Source organism: Paenibacillus sp. RU5M (genome assembly GCF_900221055.1).
GTDB classification, from domain to species: Bacteria; Bacillota; Bacilli; order Paenibacillales; family Paenibacillaceae; genus Paenibacillus; species Paenibacillus marchantiae.
In genome coordinates, this window is sequence record NZ_OBQM01000015.1 from 93,655 (window position 1) to 116,163 (window position 22,509).

At 39.8% G+C, this 22,509-nt stretch carries 4 protein-coding genes; all 4 read left to right on the plus strand.

Annotated elements, in window-relative coordinates; genetic code table 11:
- Window positions 1–18 precede the first annotated feature (18 nt).
- The 4 genes from gntD (at window position 19) to CRO25_RS29290 (ending at window position 22,508) form a co-directional block, all read left to right on the plus strand.
- Window positions 19–1,062, plus strand: coding sequence for a guanitoxin biosynthesis L-enduracididine beta-hydroxylase GntD (gene gntD / locus CRO25_RS29275; RefSeq protein ID WP_179132295.1), 1,044 nt, complete (start codon window positions 19–21; stop codon window positions 1,060–1,062).
- A complete protein-coding gene (locus CRO25_RS29280; protein WP_079697383.1) occupies window positions 1,053–5,426 on the plus strand; it encodes a MupA/Atu3671 family FMN-dependent luciferase-like monooxygenase in 4,374 nt (1,457 codons plus the stop codon). The genes gntD and CRO25_RS29280 overlap by 10 nt, the downstream gene beginning before the upstream one ends.
- Window positions 5,423–13,072 (plus strand): non-ribosomal peptide synthetase, encoded by a 7,650-nt coding sequence (locus tag CRO25_RS29285; RefSeq protein WP_079697384.1) that lies wholly within the window; start codon window positions 5,423–5,425, stop codon window positions 13,070–13,072. The genes CRO25_RS29280 and CRO25_RS29285 overlap by 4 nt, the downstream gene beginning before the upstream one ends.
- 79 nt (window positions 13,073–13,151) lie before the next feature.
- Window positions 13,152–22,508, plus strand: a complete 9,357-nt coding sequence (locus CRO25_RS29290; RefSeq protein WP_079697385.1) for a non-ribosomal peptide synthetase — start codon at window positions 13,152–13,154, stop codon at window positions 22,506–22,508.
- Window position 22,509: the final 1 nt, after the last annotated feature.

Consider the following 22,509-nt stretch of genomic DNA (forward strand, 5'->3'; position numbering starts at 1 on the left):
AAAGGAGAGATGATAACAATGAACAGGTATATTCTTTCGGCTAGTGAACTCAATGAGATCTATGAACTCGTTGAATCTATTCCCGCAGACACGGATCTTGAGACGGACCGTTACTTAATGGAGGCAGCTCTATGGGGATATAATTTACCTTTTGAACTAAAGAAGAAATTAATTGATTTTAAACAATCGGAACAACAATCTCATCTCGTTATATCCGGATTCCCAGTTAATGATGATGATATCGGTCTAACACCCTCCCATTGGAGAGAACGGCCAGATCCTAAATTAACACGAAAGGTAGAAATCTTTTTTTCGTTATGTGGGTCGATTCTAGGAGATTTGTTTGGATGGGGGACCCAGCAACAAGGATATTACATTCACAATATACTTCCTGTAAAGGGAGATGAGAATGAGCAGTTGGGCTCAGGGAGTAATTCGTTACTTTGGTGGCATACAGAAGAAGCCTTTCATGAATATCGGGCTGATTATCTCGGTTTGTTTTGTTTACGGAATCCGGATTCAGTTGCAACAACTTATGCATCTATAGATATGTTAAATCTGGAAAAGAAGTACAAGGATGTTTTGTTTGAGCCGAGATTTTATATTTTGCCTGATGAATCTCACTTTAGCAAAAATAATGTGGGACAAGATTCATCAGAGATTTTTGATCAATTTGAAGCTAATTATTCATCGAAGCAGCCTTTATCTATTTTATTCGGTAACTACGACTCTCCCTATATAAGGCTAGACCCGTTTTTTATGGGAGTTATAGATGAGAAAGATGACTTAGCCAGAGAAGCTATGGCACATATCGTATCCCAGATAGAAGATTCAATTATGGATATTACACTGAAACCGGGAGACATGTTGTTTGTTGATAATTATCGTGCTGTCCATGGAAGAAAACCATTCAGCCCCAAATATGCGGGCAGAGATCGTTGGCTCAAACGAATCAATATTACACGAGACCTTCGAAAGTCGAGAGATAGTAGAAAGAGTGCTGAATCTAGGTTGATACAGCCTAAAATGAAAAATAATGTAGGTGTTTCGACATGGACATGAAGATTTCCAAGCAAAATGTGGAAGCGGTCACAGATCTATCCCCTCTGCAAGAAGGGATGCTTTTTGAGCATATGATTAATCCACAGCAGCATCATGTAATATACCATTATCACATCAAAGCTACATTCCTAGACGAAGAGATTCTTCGCAGGGCATTAGATCATGTAACAGTTCAAAATGACACGTTGAGAACCGTTTTTCGGTGGGAAAAAATAGAAAGACCTATACGTATAGTGTTAAAGGAGTATCATGTGCCGTTCAATTTCACCAATTTATGGAGTGATCAACTCGGTTCTCAAGATCCACAAGGTGTTGATGAACTATTAGGGTCATTGCGCGAAAAAATTGATATTATGCATGCTCCTCTTCATATAGGTCTGTTAAAAACCTGTGAGGAAGAATGGCATATCGTCGTCGCATTTCATCATATTCTGATGGATGGTTGGTCCAATATGCTCTTTATGGAGCAATGGTTAGAAGTATATAAACATCTGTTAAAAGACGACACCTATTCCGTAGTTCAAGAAAAAGCAAAATACAGCCAGTTCATTGAAGCCTTAAGACATACGAGCAGTCATTCGGAAAGCGTTTACTGGACAAGCTATTTAGATGGAGCAGTTAAGACCTCCTTATTTAAGAAACATAATCAGAATATAGATTCCTTCACAAACTACAAAATCAATCTTGGCGAAAATAATAAAGATTCGATTATGCATAACATTTCTACCATTCAAAGTACACTGGCCATGGCTGTTTATTCTACATGGGGAATCTTGCTTCAGAAATATGCACAAAGTGAAGATGTGCTGTTTGGGGTGGCTGTTTCCGGAAGAAATATGGAAGTCGAAGCTATTGATGAAACAATAGGACTTTTTATCAATACAATCCCTTTTAGGTTCAAACACAGTTCTGAAGCTAATGTACAGCAGGTATTACAGGAGTGTGCCGGTCGCTTCCATGATGGCATTGCATTTGAACACACACCTTTGACTCGAATTCATGAATGGTCAGGTTTTGGGAAGATAAATCGTTTGTTTGACACCGTTGTGGTCATTGAAAACTACCCTATGAATATAGAAAGTATGGAGAAAAATCATAACATTTCTATCCTGAATTATGAGGTTCATGAGACTAATCCATACGATATTACACTAACGGTTACGCCATCGGAAAGAGATGTTGAGTTTAATTTCAGCTATAATAGAGAGATTTTTGAAGATGAATTCATAAAAGGATTATCAGATCAGTTTATCCATATATTAAACCGAATGTTGAGCAACCCTCAGATGAAGTTGGAGAAGCTCTGGTATTTACCTGATGTGACAGCAGAGAATCTGGATCAGAAACCTTTATCAAACCTAGAGTCGATTCGTGCTTACAAGGAGAAAACACTAGATTCAATCTTCGATGAAATTTGCGTGGAGAAATCAGGGGATGTAGCGTTGGTATATAAGAACCATATTCTTACCTACGCAGAATTAAAAGTAAGGGTCGATTCATTTGCTAACTTCCTTCACAATCAATTGGATATTAGAGCAGATGACAGGGTAGGAATATGTTTACCACGTTCGGCTGAGTTAATTATTGCTATTTTGGGTGTGTTAAGAGCCGGTGCAGCTTATGTACCAATAGACCCGACATTGCCCGAAGAGCGCATTCAATACCTTGTTGAGGATAGTGGTATGATCGCCTTGGTAACGGATACAATCCCTGAAAATTATGACTTCCCCATGAGGCTTATTACATTAGAAGACTGGCATTTTTCTTCGAGTTCGAGTTCTATAATCATGGATTCAAGAACCCATGATGCCAGCTCACTAGCTTATGTCATCTATACGTCTGGTTCAACAGGAAAACCAAAAGGCGTTATGGTCGAGCACCGAAACGTTATTCAGTTTTTTGAGAGTTTAAATGATTACTTTAAACCGAGTACGAAGGATGCTTTACTATCGGTTACGACCGTTTCATTTGACATTTCCGTTCTGGAGTTGTTATGGACTTTATGTAACGGGATACAGGTTGTATTAAAAGTAGATGACCATGAACAATTTGAAAGCTACGACACTTACTTAAATACGTCCCGCAAACTAGATTTCAGCCTCTACTTTTTTGGTAATGCGAATCGGGATAAGCAGCCTGAAAACGAGTATCAATTGTTACTTGAATCTTCCATTTTTGCAGATAAACATGATTTTGAAGCAGTATGGACGCCTGAACGTCACTTTCATGAGTTCGGTGGGAAGTTTCCTAATCCTGCGATAACCAGTGCTGCTATAGCAGCTGTCACTCAAAAAATCCATATTCGAGCGGGCAGCATTGTCTCCCCTTTACAAGATAGTTTGCATATCGCTGAAGACTGGGCCATGATTGACCAGCTTTCCTCTGGTCGAGTAGGAGTATCTTTTGCATCAGGATGGCATGTAGACGATTTTAGCTTGGCACCGGAACGATTTGAGAACAAAGAGGAACACATGTACAAACAAATAAAAGAAGTCAAAACATTATGGTGTGGTGGAGAGATTAGTAGAATCAATGGATTAGGTCAAACCACATCACTGCGTGTATATCCCAAGCCTGTTCAGGAAAACTTGCCGATCTGGATCACATCTGCAGGAAATCCAGATACATTTCAGAAGGCTGGGCAAATAGGTGCTAACGTACTTACACATCTACTAGGACAAGACTTGGAAACGTTAAGGAGTAATATCGATATTTACAGGAAATCCCTGTTGGAATCGGGGTTTTCTCTAGATACAGGCAAGGTAACTCTGATGATCCATACTTACTTGGGTGATGAACTTGAGGAAGTAAAGAAAATAGTTAAAGAGCCGTTTTGTAACTATTTGCGTTCTAGTGCCGGACTTGTTCAAAGATTGATTGATAAACTCCACGAGGATTTTAACATTGAGTCAGAAGATGAAATGTATGAATTTGCTTTTGAACGATATTGGAATAAAGCAGCATTGTTTGGAACGGTAGAGACATGTCAAGTCATGGTAGACGAGCTTGTTCATATCGGAGTCAATGAAATTGCAAGCCTGATTGATTTTGGAATTGATTCTGTAAAAGTCTTGGAAGGGTTAGAACGATTAAACGAATTAAGGATGAAGAGTTTCAAAGAATATGAGAAGCTTCAAGTTCATAAGGAGAAGATGAGACCCATTAATTATCTTCAAACCACTCCTTCTCGGCTACAACATATTCTAAATGATTCATCATCACACGAATTTTTAAAATCTCTGACAACAATCATTATTGGTGGGGAAGCATTTCCAGTGGAAATGTTCCACAAGCTCCGTCATATTACGGATGCCCGAATCGTAAATGCTTATGGCCCTACGGAGACAACGATCTGGTCGGCGTTATTGGATGTGGAGCAGAATAAGCGTGATTTTATACCGATCGGAAACCCATTACCCGGCGAAATGATCTATGTGGTGGATGAAAAACTCAGACCTTTGCCCCCTTACATTCAAGGTGAAATTGTAATTGGTGGAGGTGGCGTTTCGAGAGGTTACTTGAACAGAGAGCAACTAACGAACGAAAAATTTATTTACCTTCCTTCTGACCTGCGACAACAACAAGGAAAGTTCTTTAGAACTGGAGATCTTGGAGTCATACGGTCCGATGGATCGCTTGAATACCTCGGAAGAAAAGATAATCAAGTGAAAATTTCTGGATATCGCATCGAGTTGGAGGAAATAGAAGCTTTCATCCGTGCGATTGAGGGAGTTGTGAAAACCGTTGTGTTCGAAGGTGAATTCCAGGAAGGGTCAGATGCAGTGTTGCACGCCCTAATTGTTGTTCAACCACCTCTTGACAAAGAGTATATTCGTGAAATATTATATCGGCGGTTACCACGGTATATGGTTCCAAGGAACATTGTTCTCGTTGATGATATCCCCCTCAACACAAGTGGCAAAATTGATCGGGGTGCAGCAAAAAAAATGGATTTGCGGCAATTTTATGTGGAGGAAGAGAACGTTCTTCCCCAAAGTGAGGAAGAAATATTAGTCGCTGAAGTCTGGAAGCAGGTTCTTGCCCGTGATGAAATCAGTATTTCTGATGACTTTTTCTCACTCGGTGGAGATTCTATCAAAGCTATGCGTGTTGTAGCACTATTGAAGAAAAAAGATTATGAGATTGATGTGAAAGATATATTCCAACGCTCTACCATTAAAAGTCTCATTGCGAGCAAAAACAGTATTGGACGGAGTACGATACCTAGCGTAGATACTGGCAAAAAAGTGCCTTCCAGCAAGCGGAGAAGTCATTATCAATATGGTCAATTAAATAATGAGCAATTGCAACAGGTGGAACATATCATTCAAGAAAATAAAAAAATGGGAGGTTCACATCCATGAGTGATGTTCAAAGAATAGATGTTGTCCCCCCAATACAGGCAGGATTGATGTTCCATCTTATTAACGATGAACATCCTGATGGGACATATGTTGAACAGTTTGTTGTACAGATCGAGGGACTATTCCAATACGATAAATTTATAGAGGCTTTGCACGGCATCACGAAACGGTGTGAAGTAATGCGAACTACTTTCTTACATGAAGATCTTGATCAAGTGGTAAGGATAATCAGGAAGGAAGGATTCACAAGAGTGAATCACATGGATGCTTCCAAACTGGAGGGAGACGATGTTGAAGACCTCTTATGTAAGCTGCTGGTTGAAGACCGTACAAAGCCTTTTGTGGTATCAGAAGAAGCGCCCATACGATTTTCTATCCTCTCGACCAGCGACAACTCATTTAAACTGATTTGCAGTTATCATCATATACTCATTGATGGTTATTCCTTCAAAATTTTGTTGAGGGATCTTTTGGTTAATTATGACAATGTGTTGCATGCCCGTGGAACGGATATCCAGCTGTTGGGTATGCCAGATGCCCATTTCATTCAATGGTTGAATGAGCAAGATTGGATGGGAGCATCCGATTATTGGAATTCTTATTTGGCCAATTATGATTCCAATTATTCAATTCCAAAGAGAAATTATCAAGATGTTATATCCGAGTATAAAGAATTGAAACTTGTAGTTGATCCAGAATTGTTCAAGAACTTAAAATCCGTTGCTGCTGCATATCGTGTAACGATTAACGTAGTGTTCCAAGGAATATGGGCAATGATGTTACAACGATACGCTAATTCGGAGGACGTTGTATACGGATTGGTCACTTCACTTAGAGATCCCGGAATTGAGAATATCGAACATGCCTTAGGGGTATTCTTAAACACGATTCCAATGCGAGTGATATCAACCTCAAATACAACTCTGGTAGATTTGCTTAGAAACATTCAAAATGACATGTTCAAATCGAGAGAGTTTTCATATTATCCGCTGCACCAAATTCAGGGGGAAAGCGAAATTTCTCAGGATTTAATTGATCACATCTTAATTTTTAATAATCATGGGGATATTCCTGCTGAGGATCAATTTTCTTATGATCTTAACGATCAAATTACAGGAATGAATGTGAGTAATGTGACATTTGCTTCAAAATCACACTATCCATTAGAAATGATATTTGATATATATACTAACCATGCTGAGCTATCCATTATTTATGATCGTAACCGTTATGATTCGGAGTTGCTCAACTTGTTTAAAGGCCACTTCCTTCGAATTGTCCAATTGGTAGCTGACCAAAAAACGGAATTGATCAGAGATTTTGATATGTTGACTGCTCAGGAAAAAGGGAAGTTATTGAGTAGGCAGGAGCTTACTAGCATGCCGGAGTTCTCATCCGTTTTTCATATGTTTGAACAACAGGCTAATGCTCATCCTAATGAAACTGCTGTAGTCAGTATACAACGGACTATGACCTATAGAGAACTTCTAAGGGAATCAACCAATCTCTCCAATGAAATGATTTCAATGGGGTTGCTTAAGGGAACGGCAGTGGGTTTGTTGTTTGATCGTAATGAATGGTTCATCATTGGTGCTCTGGCAATATTAAGATCTAACTTACGTTATGTTCCTTTGGATCCGGAAGCGCCTGAAGATCGAAATCTATATATTATGCAGGATAGCGGTATTCAATTATTGCTTTCGGAGAAGAAACTTTGGGAAGCACAAGACAGGAATTATGAAGGAATGAACTGTCTGTTTATTGACAAAGCTTCCCTTTCCGATTCGGACCAAAAACCGAGCGCTTTAACTTATCCAGTTCTGTCTGATGACGGAGCTTACATTATCTACACTTCCGGAACAACAGGAAGGCCCAAAGGGGTTGAGATGCAACATAAGAGTATTATCAACCTAGTAAGAGGTCTATCTCTTGAAATATATGCACCCTTTGAGAAGAAACTAAATGTGGCTCAGCTTGCGCCATTTTTCTTCGACCAATCCATAGAGGAGATTTTCGGTTCTTTATTGCTTGGTCACACCCTATTCGTTGCGACAAACGAAGAACGTTTGAATCAGGAGCAATTACTTCACTTCCTTGATAATCATGCAATTCAAATGATGAATGGCAGTCCTAGTTATATCAGATCTGTTCTTTTTGAAAACAAACAACCACGATTTTTGCGCCGCTTATTAATTGGTGGTGAAAAGGTGCCTCATCAGTTGCTGGAGGACTTGTTTCAATTATACGGGCAGGAAGATCTGGAAGTATTTAATGTATATGGTCCAACGGAATGTTGTGTGGATGCAACGTACTACAAAGTAAACCTGAATGAGATCAAGAGTTGGCAAACTACGCCTATCGGTAAACCAATGATGAATAAAACGGCATATATTCTGGACAAATATGATCGTTTGCAGCCAGTTGGCATTTCAGGAGAACTCGTAATTGGAGGAGAGGGCCTCTCCACGGGTTATATACGCTTGCCGGATATGAGCCGGTCCAGATTTGTGCCGAATCCTTTTTTGCATAATGAACAAATGTATCGTACAGGAGACCAAGCTAAATGGTTATCGAGCGGTTATATTGATTTTTTAGGCCGTAACGATCGAATGGTAAAGCTGCATGGTTATCGAATTGAATTGGAAGAAATCGAAAAATGTCTGTTATCTCATAATGCTATAGAAGAAGTCGCTGTCTTATTGAAAGATACCGAAGATCGAAAATTTCTATGTGCATTTGTTGTTGTAACTGAGGGGAAAAAGATATTGGACCATGACTTGAAACTATGGGCCTCACGGACTTTACCTCCTTATATGGTGCCAACAAAAATAGTCTTTTTAGAGGAGTTTCCTCTCTCTGATCGTGGTAAGGTGGAACATCATCTACTAGAGCGAATGAATGTAACGGGTGGTAGTTCAGAACAAGTTACTCGAGATCCTGAAGTGATGAAAATCATTCATCTATGGGAGGGGATTTTTAAGTTTGAGGGCATTGGGCCACAGGATCACTTTTTCGAGCTTGGAGGGCATTCTCTATATGCGGCTAACTTCATTTCTAAGTTGAAAAAAGAAATGGGAATCAATGCAACACTCAAAGAGTTATTTCTATATCCTACACCCGCCGATTTTGCAAAATTAATCAAACACAAACTTGTTCAGGGTTCCTCTGTTGAAGAACTCGAACCGATGTTTGAAGCAACGTCTACGCAATATTCGTTGACACCTGCTCAGACACGTATGTTCCTAATGCACCAAATGAACATGAACAGTACAAAGTACAATATCTCTGGGAAATTTAGGATTAATAAACCGTTGGATACTAGTAGGCTTCGGACTTGTTTTCATCGTTTGTTGAAAGAACACGAGATTCTAAGAACACGCTTTTCGGTCGAGGATGGGACCATCATGGCAAGCATATTGCAGGAGTGGAATTTCAATGTACATGTGTGGCAATCTGAGCCAGCTGATGACGAATGGATAACAAGTTTTGATTTGAATGATGCTCCTTTGCTGCGAGTCTCTGTTTTTGAAGTAACCGAAGAGTGCTTTGACTTATTTATTGATATGCATCATATCATAACTGACGGCATATCAAACTTGAATTTAATCAATCAATTCATTCTTTTATATGATGGCGAGCCTGTAGAAGCAAATTACAGCTCTTATAAATATTATGCCTTATGGTTTGAAAGTTATATGGAATCGCAGAAATCTCGGGACGATCAGGCGTACTGGTATGGAAAACTAGAGGCTGAACGAACAGATTTTACTTTATTACCTGACTACTCAAGAACATCGGAACAAGATGGAAAAGCCGAGACTGTTTGGATTGAACTGAACGCTGCGATGACTGCTTCACTTCGAGAATTGGCGAAGGGTCAAGACGCGACCTTATTTAGTGTATTGCTGGCCGCTTATAACGTGATGATATACAAGTATAACGGACAAGAAGATGTATTATTGGGTACAGCTGTGTCAGGACGGACTCAGCCCGGCTTTGAAGAAAGTGTGGGCTTATTTGTAAACACCATCGCTTTAAGGAATTACCCATCTGGTGGGAAGACATTTACCGATTTTTTGAATGAAGTAACGGATTCATTAATGAATGATCTTGAACACCAGGATTATCCGTTTGATCAGCTTGTTGACGATCTCTCAATCAAGAGGGAGCGATCCCGCAATCCTATTTTTGACGTCATGTTTATTATGCAAAATAGGACACATGCAGACAATCAAATGAATGAACATGATGATATTGTTGAACACGTCGTTCCGAGCGGTGATGCCAAATTCGACTTACTGATCGAAGTGTTCGAACATACAGATGACATGTTAATTAAACTTGAGTTTAATAGCAGTCTGTATACAAAAAATACGATTGAAAAACACGGTGAATATCTCGTTCATTTAATTGCAGATATCTTGTCAAAGCCTCATGAGAAAATTGCTAATCTTAACTTTATGAGACAAGTAGAGGTGGACGATATCATCCGAGAGTTTGATCGTACACAGATGGAATTCCCTGTTGGCAAGACGATTCAGCATCTTTTTGAACAACAGGTTGCAACAGTACCTGATCATATTGCTGTTAACGATCAAGTTGAAGCGCTTACGTATCGTCAACTGAACGAACGTAGCAACCAAGTGGCCAATGCTTTACTAAACAAGGGCGTATCTGCTGGGCATTTCGTTGCCTTGCATATGGACAGATCTATCCATGCGATCGTCAGCATACTGGCTATCCTAAAGGTCGGGGCAGCATATGTACCCATTAATACGAAGTATTCTGATGATTTGATTCGTTACATTATGGAGGATTGCGGTGCAGAATTTGTTATCGCTGACTTACCATCTGACGTATGGGATGCATTCGATGCATCCGGAAAGAAAATAAGCTTGAGTGATCTGGTTGAGATTTATGAGAACGGAGATACAACAAATCCGGCGATAGCCCCTACACCTGAACATCTGGCATACCTAATCTATACATCTGGAACTACAGGCAAGCCTAAAGGAGTTATGATCACACACGCCAATATCGTTAGATTGTTTGAGAATGAAGCACCGTTCTTCCCATTTCATGAGCAGGAAGTCTGGGCCCTGTTTCATGCATTGAGCTTTGATTATTCAGTATGGGAAATGTACGGGGCTCTTCTCAAAGGCGCCAGATTGGTCATTGTTCCAAACGAGGCTGTGTACGATAACCGTGAATTTTTGCAGTTGCTAATTCGGGAGAAGGTAACCGTGCTTAACCAAACTCCGGGAGCTTTGTATGCATTAATTAGAGTCATTTTGGGGCAAGGCGTGGATCTGCCTTTGAAATATGTCCTTTCTTCAGGTGAAGCGATTCACCCGATAAGGTTACTTGCTTTTCATGAAGCTTATCCCGAAATAAAGATCTTAAATATTTATGGGATCACAGAAACAACCGTTTTTACAACATATAAGGAACTTCGACATGAGGAGATGGCTACGGATAATCGAAGTGTTGGAAGACCGATTCCTACTTTGAGCACATATTTGCTGAATAAAGATGGACAGCTTTCTCCACAAGGTGGAATAGGCGAACTGTATGTGGGTGGAGCAGGTGTTGCAAGAGGTTATTTGAACCGAGAAGAACTCAACCAAGAGAGGTTCCTGGACAACCCATTCGCTGCGAATCAAAAAATGTACAAGTCTGGAGATTTAATGCGAATGTCGTCTGAGAGGGAGCTTGAGTATGTTGGTAGAATTGACGATCAAGTGAAAATAAGAGGATATCGCATAGAATTATCAGACGTTGAAGAAAATTTGCTGAAATATTCTGAGATTGAAGGAGCTTCGGTTCTGCCATTGGGAGAACACCCAAATAACTACTTGTGTGCTTTTTATGTTTCGCAGAGACAGCTGCCAATCGAAGAGCTTAAAAGCCATCTTAATCAAAAACTTCCTTCTTATAGTGTGCCCTATAAATATGTACATCTAAATACATTTCCCCTTACATTAAACGGCAAAATAAATCGTCGAAAGTTGATTGAGTTAGCCGAATGTATGGAAGCGAATCCCATAACTCTACCAAGGAACGAAATGGAAATGAAGATATCCGTTTATTGGTCTGATCTCTTGGAGAAGCAGGGATTCGGGATTGAGGATGATTTCTTTGAATTAGGCGGAAATTCGTTACAAGCTATGCAGTTGGCGGATTTCTTGCAGAAGGAATATCAGATCTACTTCACAATCAAAGATGTATTTGATAATCCAACGATTGCTTCGTTATCAAATGAAGTTGCTAAATCGTCCAGAAGGAACAGAGAGAATCTTATAGCGACGAATGTAATTACCGGAGCTCGGTATCCATTATCTTTAGCCCAAAACAGAATCTTTCTACTGAGTCAACATCCTAACATCGGGATGTCGTATAACATTGTAAGTAAGTTCGATTTGTTTGGGGCATTTGATTTTTCACGCCTTGAATCTGCTCTCAAAACAATCATAGAGCGGCATTCCGTATTGCGTTACCGTTTTGGATATCACAAAGGCATGCCTGTGCAGTTTATGGGAGATTACGATAATTTTTTATACTGGTTTGATTCGACAATCGAAACGCGAGATCAGTTGATGGCTCAGTTTTTGCAGCCTTTCGATGTTGTTGGGGAAGAACCACTCTTCTCGGCAGCAGTAATACGGATAGAGAATCATCATCATGTATTGGTTATAAATATTCAACATCTGATCAGTGATGGAATCTCTATGGGGATTTTGGAACGTGAGCTGGTGGCGTTGCTTAGGGGAGAAACATTGCCATCCATTGAATACCAGTATCATGATTATGTGAATTGGGAAACGGATCGTTACAAGCGACAAATGTTGGACATTGACAAAAACTATTGGCTTACGACCTTTAGCGATTTTAAGCCTACCATCGCCTTGAATACAAATACTCATGTTCAGTCCTTTAGAGGCGGAGCGGTTTCATATAGCCTGCCCCAATCCCTCCTCGAAGACTTGACAGATTTATCAAACGACAAGAAAACAACCTTATTTAATGTACTGCTTACCTTATACAAATGTACCTTGCATTTGCTATGGGGATCTGAGGATATCGTTGTAGGAACACCAGTCTCAGGCAGGGTGGAGCAGGAATTTTCCGATACCATGGGCATGTTTGTTAATACATTACCTGTACGCAGCAAGCCACATGGAAGTATGAACTATAATGACTATTTGAATCAAATAAAAATGATTATGCAGGAGGCATTGAAACATCAGCTCTATCCGTTGGATAAGTTGGTGGAAGAGCTTGGGATTGCTACTGCTCCGGGACGATCACCTTTATTCCGTTTCATGTTTTCTTATGAAGTGTGTCGGCCTTCTGTGTTCTATATTGACGAATTGAAGATCGTCGCTAATGAGACTATGGATGATGGCAGCGCCATGATGGATCTTACATTTGGAATCTTGGAGAGCCCTACAGGGACGGAAATTCAGGTCGAATATGATACCTCCCAATTCAGCAAGGATATGGTCGAATATATAGTTGAAACTTTTGTTGAGATTGCGAGCCAGGTTCGAGATGATCATGATATTAAATTGAATCAGATTAAAATTAAGCAGCAGAACGAGAGTGAAGGCGAATGGAATACGCAGCAATTCGAGTTTGATTTTTGATCAACTGACCTACTGTAATGTAACAGTCGTCGGCAATATGATTGTCGACGACTAATAGAATGGGAGAAAGCGAGTGATAATGGTGCCTACTGAAAAGAACGTAGATGAAGCAAAACAGTTTTGGGATAACGTGCTGGGGAACGAATCATATCCAGCTACGGATATAACCATGCGAGTACACCCGTATGCCTTGTCAGAAGGACAAGGATTGGTTCGAAGAACAATGGATCAACAGACAGTCGAGCTTTTGAAACAAAAATGTAAACATAATGATTCATTAATATTTACTTATCTTCTAACCATATGGAATACGATGTTTGGTCAGTATACAAGAAGTAGACGTACCGCCGTTGGTATTCCTAATATGAAATCTAATTACAGAATCCCTCAAGTGAGCCTGACGTTACCTTACTTTCAAGAATGGAAGGCCGAGACTAGTTTAAAAGAAATGTTGATCGAGGCCAAAAGTAAACTTGATACTTTGTATGAACATGCGTCAATTCCTCCATTCGTTGAAAAAAATAATCAGCCAATGGACACACTGTACAACGTAATTATCGGCTATGAACCTCTTCATGGAAGCAACAGCATAGATAGTCTCTCACAAAAGTATCCGATCGTTCTTTGGATGAGTAGCGCGTTGGATGAATTGGCAATAAGCGCAGCTTATCAAGCCGATTTTAGTGAAGAGCAAGTGCGAGCGATGTTGCGTCATTATGAACAACTACTTTTTAATTCACTTAAAGGTTCATCGGACGTCAGAATAAGTGAACTGTCAATGTTATCGCAGGAGGAACATACACAAATAGCATATGTGTTCAACGAAAGAAAAATAGTGGAGGAACCAGAATTACCGCTAGCTAAGTTGTTTGAGAAGTATACTCTTAGGTTTTCCCAGCGGAGAGCCGTACAAGATCCAGATGAAGCATTAACTTACGAACAGCTGGCTGAACGCTCAGATCATATCGCTTATGCTTTGCTGGCTCAAGGCTTGAGACCAGGAGAGGTAGTTGCTTGTATCTGTGAACGATCTGTTAATACCGTTTCCAGTTTGTTGGGGATACTTAAAGCGGGTGGCGTTTTCTTACCCATTGACCCGTCATCTCCAGCAGGAAGAGTGGAATACATGTATAAAGATAGTGGGGCTAGAATGGCTCTTGTCTCGGCAAAAATGGTCTCCAAAACGGAGCAATTTGAATCTAAGATCCTAATCATAGAGGATGTAATACAGTTTGCTTATGAAAAAAATCAAGAATTCCCCTCTGTTCCTGTCCATCAAGGTGCATGCATTATATACACATCTGGAACTACAGGAGAGCCGAAAGGCATTTTGTTTGAACATCAGATGTTAATACATCACACTAGTGCTTATGGTAAATATGTTGTTTCATACGAAGAGCCTAAACATATTGGTTTGATTGCACCTTACTTTTTTGATGCTTTTTTGGAAGCTGTATTCTATGGCTTGTTTAACGGACATACCCTCATAGTCATATCTGAAGAAACTCAACGAGACGGTAGATTATTAATGGAATACTTAGGGGATAACGAAGTTCATATGTTGAATTGTACACCTACACATATTCGCATATTAATGTCTTGTCCTCCTCATTTATTTCAGAATTCCCATTTAGAATTACTTTTAATTGGGGGAGAGCCTTTAAAGGAATCTTTAGTTCATGAGATTCGAGAAAATTTTAGACAAAATGCGCCAAACATTATTAATTGTTATGGACCAACAGAATGCTGCATTGAGGTAACGGCTTATAACGTGGTTGAGACATCAGACTTACCGGGGAACGCCATCCCTATAGGTAAGCCTATAAAAAACGTTGGTGCATACATTCTTGGGCCTAACAATGAAATTTTGCCTGTTGGGGTCATAGGTGAACTCTGCTTTAGTGGAGACAAACTGGCTAAAGGGTATATCGGAAAACCTGCGGAATCTGACAGGGTCTTCATGCCTTCGCCATTTGTATCAGGTGAAACATTGTACAAAACCGGTGATTTAGCGATGTGGCTCGCTGACGGTAACATTGTATTTATTAAACGCATAGATTCACAAGTCAAGGTCCGGGGTAATCGAGTTGAACTCAACGAAATTGAATGGGTTCTTCAACAGCATAGCCAGGTTAAAGAAGCGGTGGTATTACATCAGAATGAGGAACTTTTTGCGTTCCTTGTTATGAAAGATAACTCTGCATTGATGGAGCTTGAAAAGGGAATTAAAGGAAAACTTCCATCATATATGCAACCTAAAAGCTTTACATTTTTAGAGTCTTTCCCCACAAATGCCAATGGAAAGTTGGATAAAAAGGCGTTATACCAGTTGGTGAAATCAGAAGTTTCCGATAATGGGCATTCAGAACTCATAACAAATACCGAGAAAGCACTTGGAACGATATGGAAGAATGTACTAGGAATCGAAACAGTAGGCAGAGAGGATCACTTCTTTGAGCGGGGCGGACATTCTCTAAGTGCGGCTGTATTGAGCGGTCAAATATATAAAGAATTCCAGAAAAATGTATCGATTAAACAATTGTTTGCGACACCTGAGCTGTATCATTTGGCAAAGTTTATTGATGACAGCGAAAAGGAGATGAATACCCCAATATCGCCGGCTCCTGTGGCAGCGTTCTATCCATTATCGCTGGTCCAGGAGAGACTATTCATTATACACTCAGCCCATCCTGACAGTACGGCATACAATATGCCAGGGATCATTGAAATAAAAGGTGCTTTGGATCGTCAGCGGTTGGATATGGCTTTGGAAAGATTAATCCTGAAGAATGAAATACTCCGAACCAAGTTTGAAGTGCATGATTATGAACCTGTTCAACGTATCGTGGATAGTACAAAATTCAGTTTAGACTGGCATCAGCTTAACTATGATAAGCTTCAATCTTTCATTGATTCATTTGTGAAGCCTTTCGACTTGGCGAATGCTCCGCTATTCAAGGTAACTGTGGTCGAGTTGGATAAAGATCGGTTCTATGTCCTGTTTGACATGCACCATATTATCGCAGATGGACGAACCTCCCAGATTTTGGTTCAGGAAATATTTGAATTATATAATGGCACAGATGTTCCGGAAAAAATGATCCAATACAAAGACTATGCATACTGGGAGAAAGAGCATACGAATAGCTCTGAATACTTCCTTTTAAAGGATTTTTGGATGAAATACATGGGTGGAGTTCTTCCCCAATTGTCTTTACCTTATGATTATGATCGTAACGAACATCAAACGTTCACAGGCTCCGTATGTTTCAAGGAGATTAAAGGCGAGACCGTACACATGCTTAAACAGCTTTCCAAGAAAAATGAAACCACAATGTTTATGAATATCCTTACTGCTTACTATGTATTATTGAACAAATATTCAGGAGATCAAGAATTTATCGTAGGAACAACTTCATCTATACGCGATGATAGCAACCTGGATATGGTTATGGGACCGATGATTAATGCCATACCTATTCGGCAAAACGTTGATCCCGAGGTTACCTTCTCGAAGTTGCTAGATCAGGTGAAGGAAAACGTGGTGAATGTATATGAGCATAAGAGCTATCCATTCCACCAACTGGTAGAAAATATTTCATTTGATCGGATGAACAATCAGAATCCTATATTTAATACCATGGTCATTATGCATCAGTTTAAGGAAGACTTTGATACCGTAGTCGAAGAGATGACGATCAAACCTGTAGCATTCGAAAATAAAACTTCAAAGATGGATCTTTCATTGGAGTTAACAGAACATCAAGATAGCATGACAATTTGCTTTGAATATAACACGCAGTTATTTGCTCAAAGCACTATAGAGAGATTAGCCAATCATTTTATTGAACTTTTAGATCGTATTGCGCAAAAACCTGATGAATGTATCAAAACATATAGCCTTCTTTCTACAGATGAGCAAAATTGGCAAATCTACGAATTGAACCGTAACGAAGTTTCATTATCATTCGAGAGACCAATACATCATCTGATTAGAGAGCAGGCAAGGATAAATCCTGAACGAATTGCAATACGAGAAGGAAATGAAAAGTGGAATTACAGGGAACTGATGCAGCAAGCGGATGCTTTAACCAATCAATTGGTAATGAGGGGCGCTAGTGCTGGGAAAATTGTCGGCATCATGATGGAAAGATCCTCTTCATTGATTGCAAGTATTTTGGCGGTGCTTCAAACGGGAGCAGCCTATTTACCAATAGATCCAATGTATCCTGAAGAGAGAATCAGTTACATTTTGGAAGATAGTCAATGTTTTGCATTAATTAGCGATAAACCTGTTGAGAAATTAGTAGGTGAGTGCAAATTCAACTTGATTGTAAATTCAGAATTGGAACCTTTCGTGGAAACTCAGTGTGATGCTATACCCGAAATTAACATTCTCGAACCAGCGTACATCATTTATACATCAGGTTCTACTGGACAACCCAAAGGCGTAATGATTAGTCACCGGTCATTGTTGAATTATTCTTTATGGGCTGCCAAGGTGTATGTAAGCGGAGAAAAGGATATCGCCTTCCCTTTATATTCTTCAATCGCTTTTGATTTGACGATTACCACTTTATTTACACCATTGATCACAGGAAATAGCATTGTCGTATACAACGATCCACCCGAGGAGTCTCTCAAACGGATCATTCAGGATAACTTGGTCGATATTATCAAATTAACTCCGTCCCATCTGCGGCTAATGAAAGAAATGGAACTTGAGGGCAATCGCATTAAACGTTTCATTGTCGGGGGAGAAGCTCTGGAAACCAAGCTAGCTCGTGATATTGAGTCGATATATGGTAAGGGTACAATCAAAATATATAACGAATATGGTCCAACCGAAACAACCGTAGGTTGCATGATCTGTGAGTTGGAGTCTGATTACAATTCACCATTCGTTTCTATAGGTGTGCCAGCGGACAATACAAAAGTCTATGTTTTGGATAAGTATCTCAATCCTTGTCCTTTAAGCGTGATTGGAGAATTGTATATCTCCGGATTGGGAGTTGGGATGGGGTATATTGGACAAGAAGAACTCACAAGAGAGCGCTTCATTCCAAATCCATTTGAAAACGGAGAATGGATGTATAGAACGGGGGATTTGGCCAAGTTAATGCCGGATGGCAATCTTGCATATGTGGGTAGGATAGATACCCAGGTCAAAGTAAGAGGATATCGGATTGAACTAGGCGAAGTGGAGCATTATTTGAATCAGAACCCAAATATTAAGGAGTCAGTAGTATTCGTTGAGAATGATTCTATTGGTGGATATGCATTAATAGCTTGTGTAGTACCGACTCAATCAAACTCTTCAGATGTTTTGAAAAACGTCGAAGAAGAGTTGCAATTGTATTTACCCCGGTACATGATACCGGACCAAATATATATTATGGATGAAATTCCGTACACTTTAAATGGAAAAGTGGATCGTAAAGCTCTCGCCAAAAAACAGATTTCTACCAATCTTAAAACGAAGGAAAGCACAGATATATCTGATCCAGAACGTATGGATACGTTGACAACGGCATTATCTGAGATGTGGACTTCTTTATTAAATGTTTCGGAGATAAGCATCAATGATAATTTCTTTGATCTAGGTGGGCACTCGCTTAAAGCAATCATGCTCCTCTCCAGAATCAAAAAGAAATTCGAAGTTGAGATTAGTTTGGAATCGTTCTTTGCCAATCCAACGATTGAGATGTTATCGGAACTTGTTGTGAGCCGCCAAAAACCAGTTATTCCAGCAATTAAACCTGTCGAGAACCAAGGTCATTACCCGTTGACATCTGCACAAGTGAGATTATATTTTCTTCAACAATTCAATAATGGAACCGTTTATAACATCGTTGAAAACTTTGTTATTGAGGGTAACTTAGAGAAAGAAAAGTTCGAGTCTGCCTTGAGAAAAATGATTGAACGACACGAAATTTTACGAACCAGTTTTCATTTTACAGAACAGGATGGTTTGGTACAAATGGTTCATGATCCAGACCGTGTTAAACCATTTTTGGAATGGTGCAAAACGTCGGATATCTCTGAATATGAACAACCTTTCGATTTATCTGTTGCGCCATTATTTAGAACAAGAGTGGTCCGATTGGGAATGGAGCGCCATGAAATAAAATTTGATTTCCATCATATTATTTTTGATGGTATTTCTATGGAGTATTTTATCCGTGACTTTGTGAGTTTTTACAATGCAAAACATGAACTTCCTCCACTTAAGATTCAGTATCGAGATTATTCCGTATGGCAGGAAGCGTTTTTACAAACGGAAACCTATGCTCAACAGGAGAAGTATTGGTTGGAACAATTGTCTGGAGAATTGCCTGTTCTGGCTTTTCCGACAGATTTTCCAAGGCCAATTGTAAAAAGCTTCAAAGGAGCAACTTTTCGATTCGAGGCAGATTCGTCCGTATCATCCCAATTTTCACAGTTGTGTAAACAGAACGGAATTACATTATATATGGGACTGATTAGCCTCTTTGGATCAACCCTGTACCGCTACACTCAACAAGAAGATATTTTAATAGGGACACCTCTAGCTGGAAGAAAGCAGCAGGAATTGGAAGGTGTTATAGGGATGTTTGTAAATACGACAGTACTTCGTCTTGCACTTACAGGAGAAATGACCTATACACAACTGATAGAAGCAGTCAAAAGAAATACCATTCAGATGTTAGAGTATCAAGATGTTCCTTTTGAACAATTGGTTGAACGTCTCCATGTGGAGAGGGACACTTCGCGTAACCCCATTTTTGATGTTATGTTTGCTTTGCAAAATTATGATGATGGGGGCCTTGCAATTCAAGACTCCATAACAATTGTACCTGTAAGTCCAGAAATGGGAAGTTCAAAATTTGATTTGACACTGTTTGCTTGGGAGGAAAATGAACAGATCTCGTTCTGTTTTGAATACAGTACTGATCTTTTCGAAGAACAAACGATTAAACGTCTATCGACGCATTTTATGAATTTAATGCGCGATGTTATTAGACAGCCCAATGCGCCTATAGCACATTTAAATATGCTTGCAGATCATGAGAAGAGACATTTGAATGTGGATATTCGTTCTAGCGGGAAGGAAACCCAACCCATAACACTCTATCACTGGTTTGAACAGCAGTGTGAGCATACGCCAGAGGCTGTTGCATTAATTCACGATGACATTCAACTTACGTATTCCGAATTACATCGGCGTACTCAGACGGTGGCCGGAGCGCTTGCTTTAAAAGGAGCTGAAGCAGGGACGATTGTGGGTGTGATGATGGAGCGTTCCCCAGAAATGATTATCTCGATTCTGGCGGTGCTTCAAACGGGAGCAGCTTACTTGCCATTAGATCCCGAATATCCCGATCAACGTCTGCAATACATGCTGGATGATAGCATGACGGATGTGTTGATGACGGATAATCAAACCAGCACAAAGATGCTTGCAGATTTTCAGGGACAGCGCTTTAACGTGCAGGATATCGAATACGATTATGTATCGGAGACTATTTCTGGAAGTTATCCGGACACCGAAGCATTAGCCTATGTCATCTATACTTCTGGATCAACAGGAAATCCAAAGGGAGTCAAGGTAAGCCATGCAGCCATTTTTAATACGCTGAAATGGAGAATAAACCATTATTCGTTTGGGTTAGGTGATAATACACTTCAAGTACCTTCTTTATCCTTTGATAGTTCTGTAGAAGATATTTTCTGTGCATTATTGTCAGGAGCAACGTTGACATTAATGTCGTCGAAGGATCGATTGGATGTTACAGCACTAACTAAAATTGCAGAGCGACATAAAATTACTCATTTTCTGATGGTCCCTAGTATGTATGCCGCTATATTGGAAACTAAGCCGGATTTCAATTATCTTAAATCGGTAACTGTAGCTGGAGAATCAGTTCATGCGCATCTCGTAAACAATCATTTTGCATTATTCCCTGACGTGAGGTTGTTTAATGAATATGGGCCAACCGAATGCAGTGTTTGTACGACAGTTCATGAATTCAAGGCAGAAGATACACAAATTCGCATTGGAAAACCTATCGATAACATGGAAGTTTATATTCTGGATAACCATGAAAGAATAGTACCCATTGGAGTACCTGGAGAACTGTATATAACAGGAAAGGGCCTTTCCAAAGGTTATTTGAATGACGATGTAAAAACGAGTCAACGTTTTGTTCATGTAACCGAATTGCCAAATCAATTATTGTATCGTTCGGGTGACCGGGGGAGATGGTTATCAGATGGTACACTGGAATATTGGGGTAGAACTGACAATCAGGTGAAAATCAGGGGATATCGGGTTGAGCTTGAAGAGATTGAACGCAGTGCAATGCAGATGGACTGTGTTACACAAGCTGTTGCAGTAATGAAGAAAACCGATGACAGCCAACGTCTTGTTCTTTATGTCATCATGGATGCGAGCGAGCCAATAGAAGATTCACAATTAAAGAAAGAACTTGCTCAGAAATTACCACCATTTATGACACCCGAAGATGTGATATTCCTGAATGAATTCCCTCGAACGGCTAATGGGAAGATTGATAAGTTGGAGTTGTCCTTGCGTGAGGATCTTACGGGTTTGATTGATCGTCCAATGGAGAATGAGTCGTTGAACCAAACGGAGGCTGTTTTGTTTGATGCATGGAACATTGTATTAAAACATCATCATATAAGCAGACATGACAACTTCTTTGAGGTTGGTGGTAACTCGCTCCTGCTAATACAGCTGCATGCCAGACTAAATGAAGCATTCTCGGGATTGTTGACGATTACGGATTATTTCACTTATCCAACCATTCGAGAAATGGCTCAATATCTGGATGACACAGTTACGGGTAAGGAAGGGTCCCGAACCAATGAGTCAAGCAGAGTTACTTTGGGAAGCGACCTTGCCGCTATGGGATTATCGGATGGAGCAATGTATCGGGTGATTTTGGCTGAGGAGAAGGTAAGTATTTTGAATGAAATGGCTAAAGGCATGGCTGTGGATATTCAAGATATTACGTTTGCTATTTGGGTATATACACTGAATCAGTATGCTCAATTGGAGAATATCTCCATTGATTTAGGGGTTTCCGAAGATTCTATCGTGCATTGTGATGTTCACTTGCCTGAATTTGAAAGCTTGGAGGAATTGGTGAGCTATCTCTATGAAAAAAGATATGATCCGAAGTCAAACAAACATGACTTTGAGATGCATTATCCAGATGGAGAAGCCAGTATTTTATATACATGGAAATCGTCCAGTTCCTTGTATCAAAAATACGATATTACATTGTTAGCACAAGAAAATGAAGAAGGACTAACCATTCAATTTATCGGCAGCTCCAGAATACGTGAGCAAACAATACAAGAGATTACCGAACTCTACGTCGCTATGATATCGGCTGTTTGTGACCAGGTTTCTAACAACACAACAGTTTGAG

What these genes read in the sequence shown, in the direction of transcription:
- gntD (WP_179132295.1), top strand. Translation starts at nt 19, where the DNA reads ATGAACAGGTATATTCTTTCGGCTAGTGAACTCAATGAGATCTATGAA.
- CRO25_RS29285 (WP_079697384.1), top strand. Translation starts at nt 5,423, where the DNA reads ATGAGTGATGTTCAAAGAATAGATGTTGTCCCCCCAATACAGGCAGGA.
- CRO25_RS29280 (WP_079697383.1), top strand. Translation starts at nt 1,053, where the DNA reads ATGGACATGAAGATTTCCAAGCAAAATGTGGAAGCGGTCACAGATCTA.
- CRO25_RS29290 (WP_079697385.1), top strand. Translation starts at nt 13,152, where the DNA reads ATGGTGCCTACTGAAAAGAACGTAGATGAAGCAAAACAGTTTTGGGAT.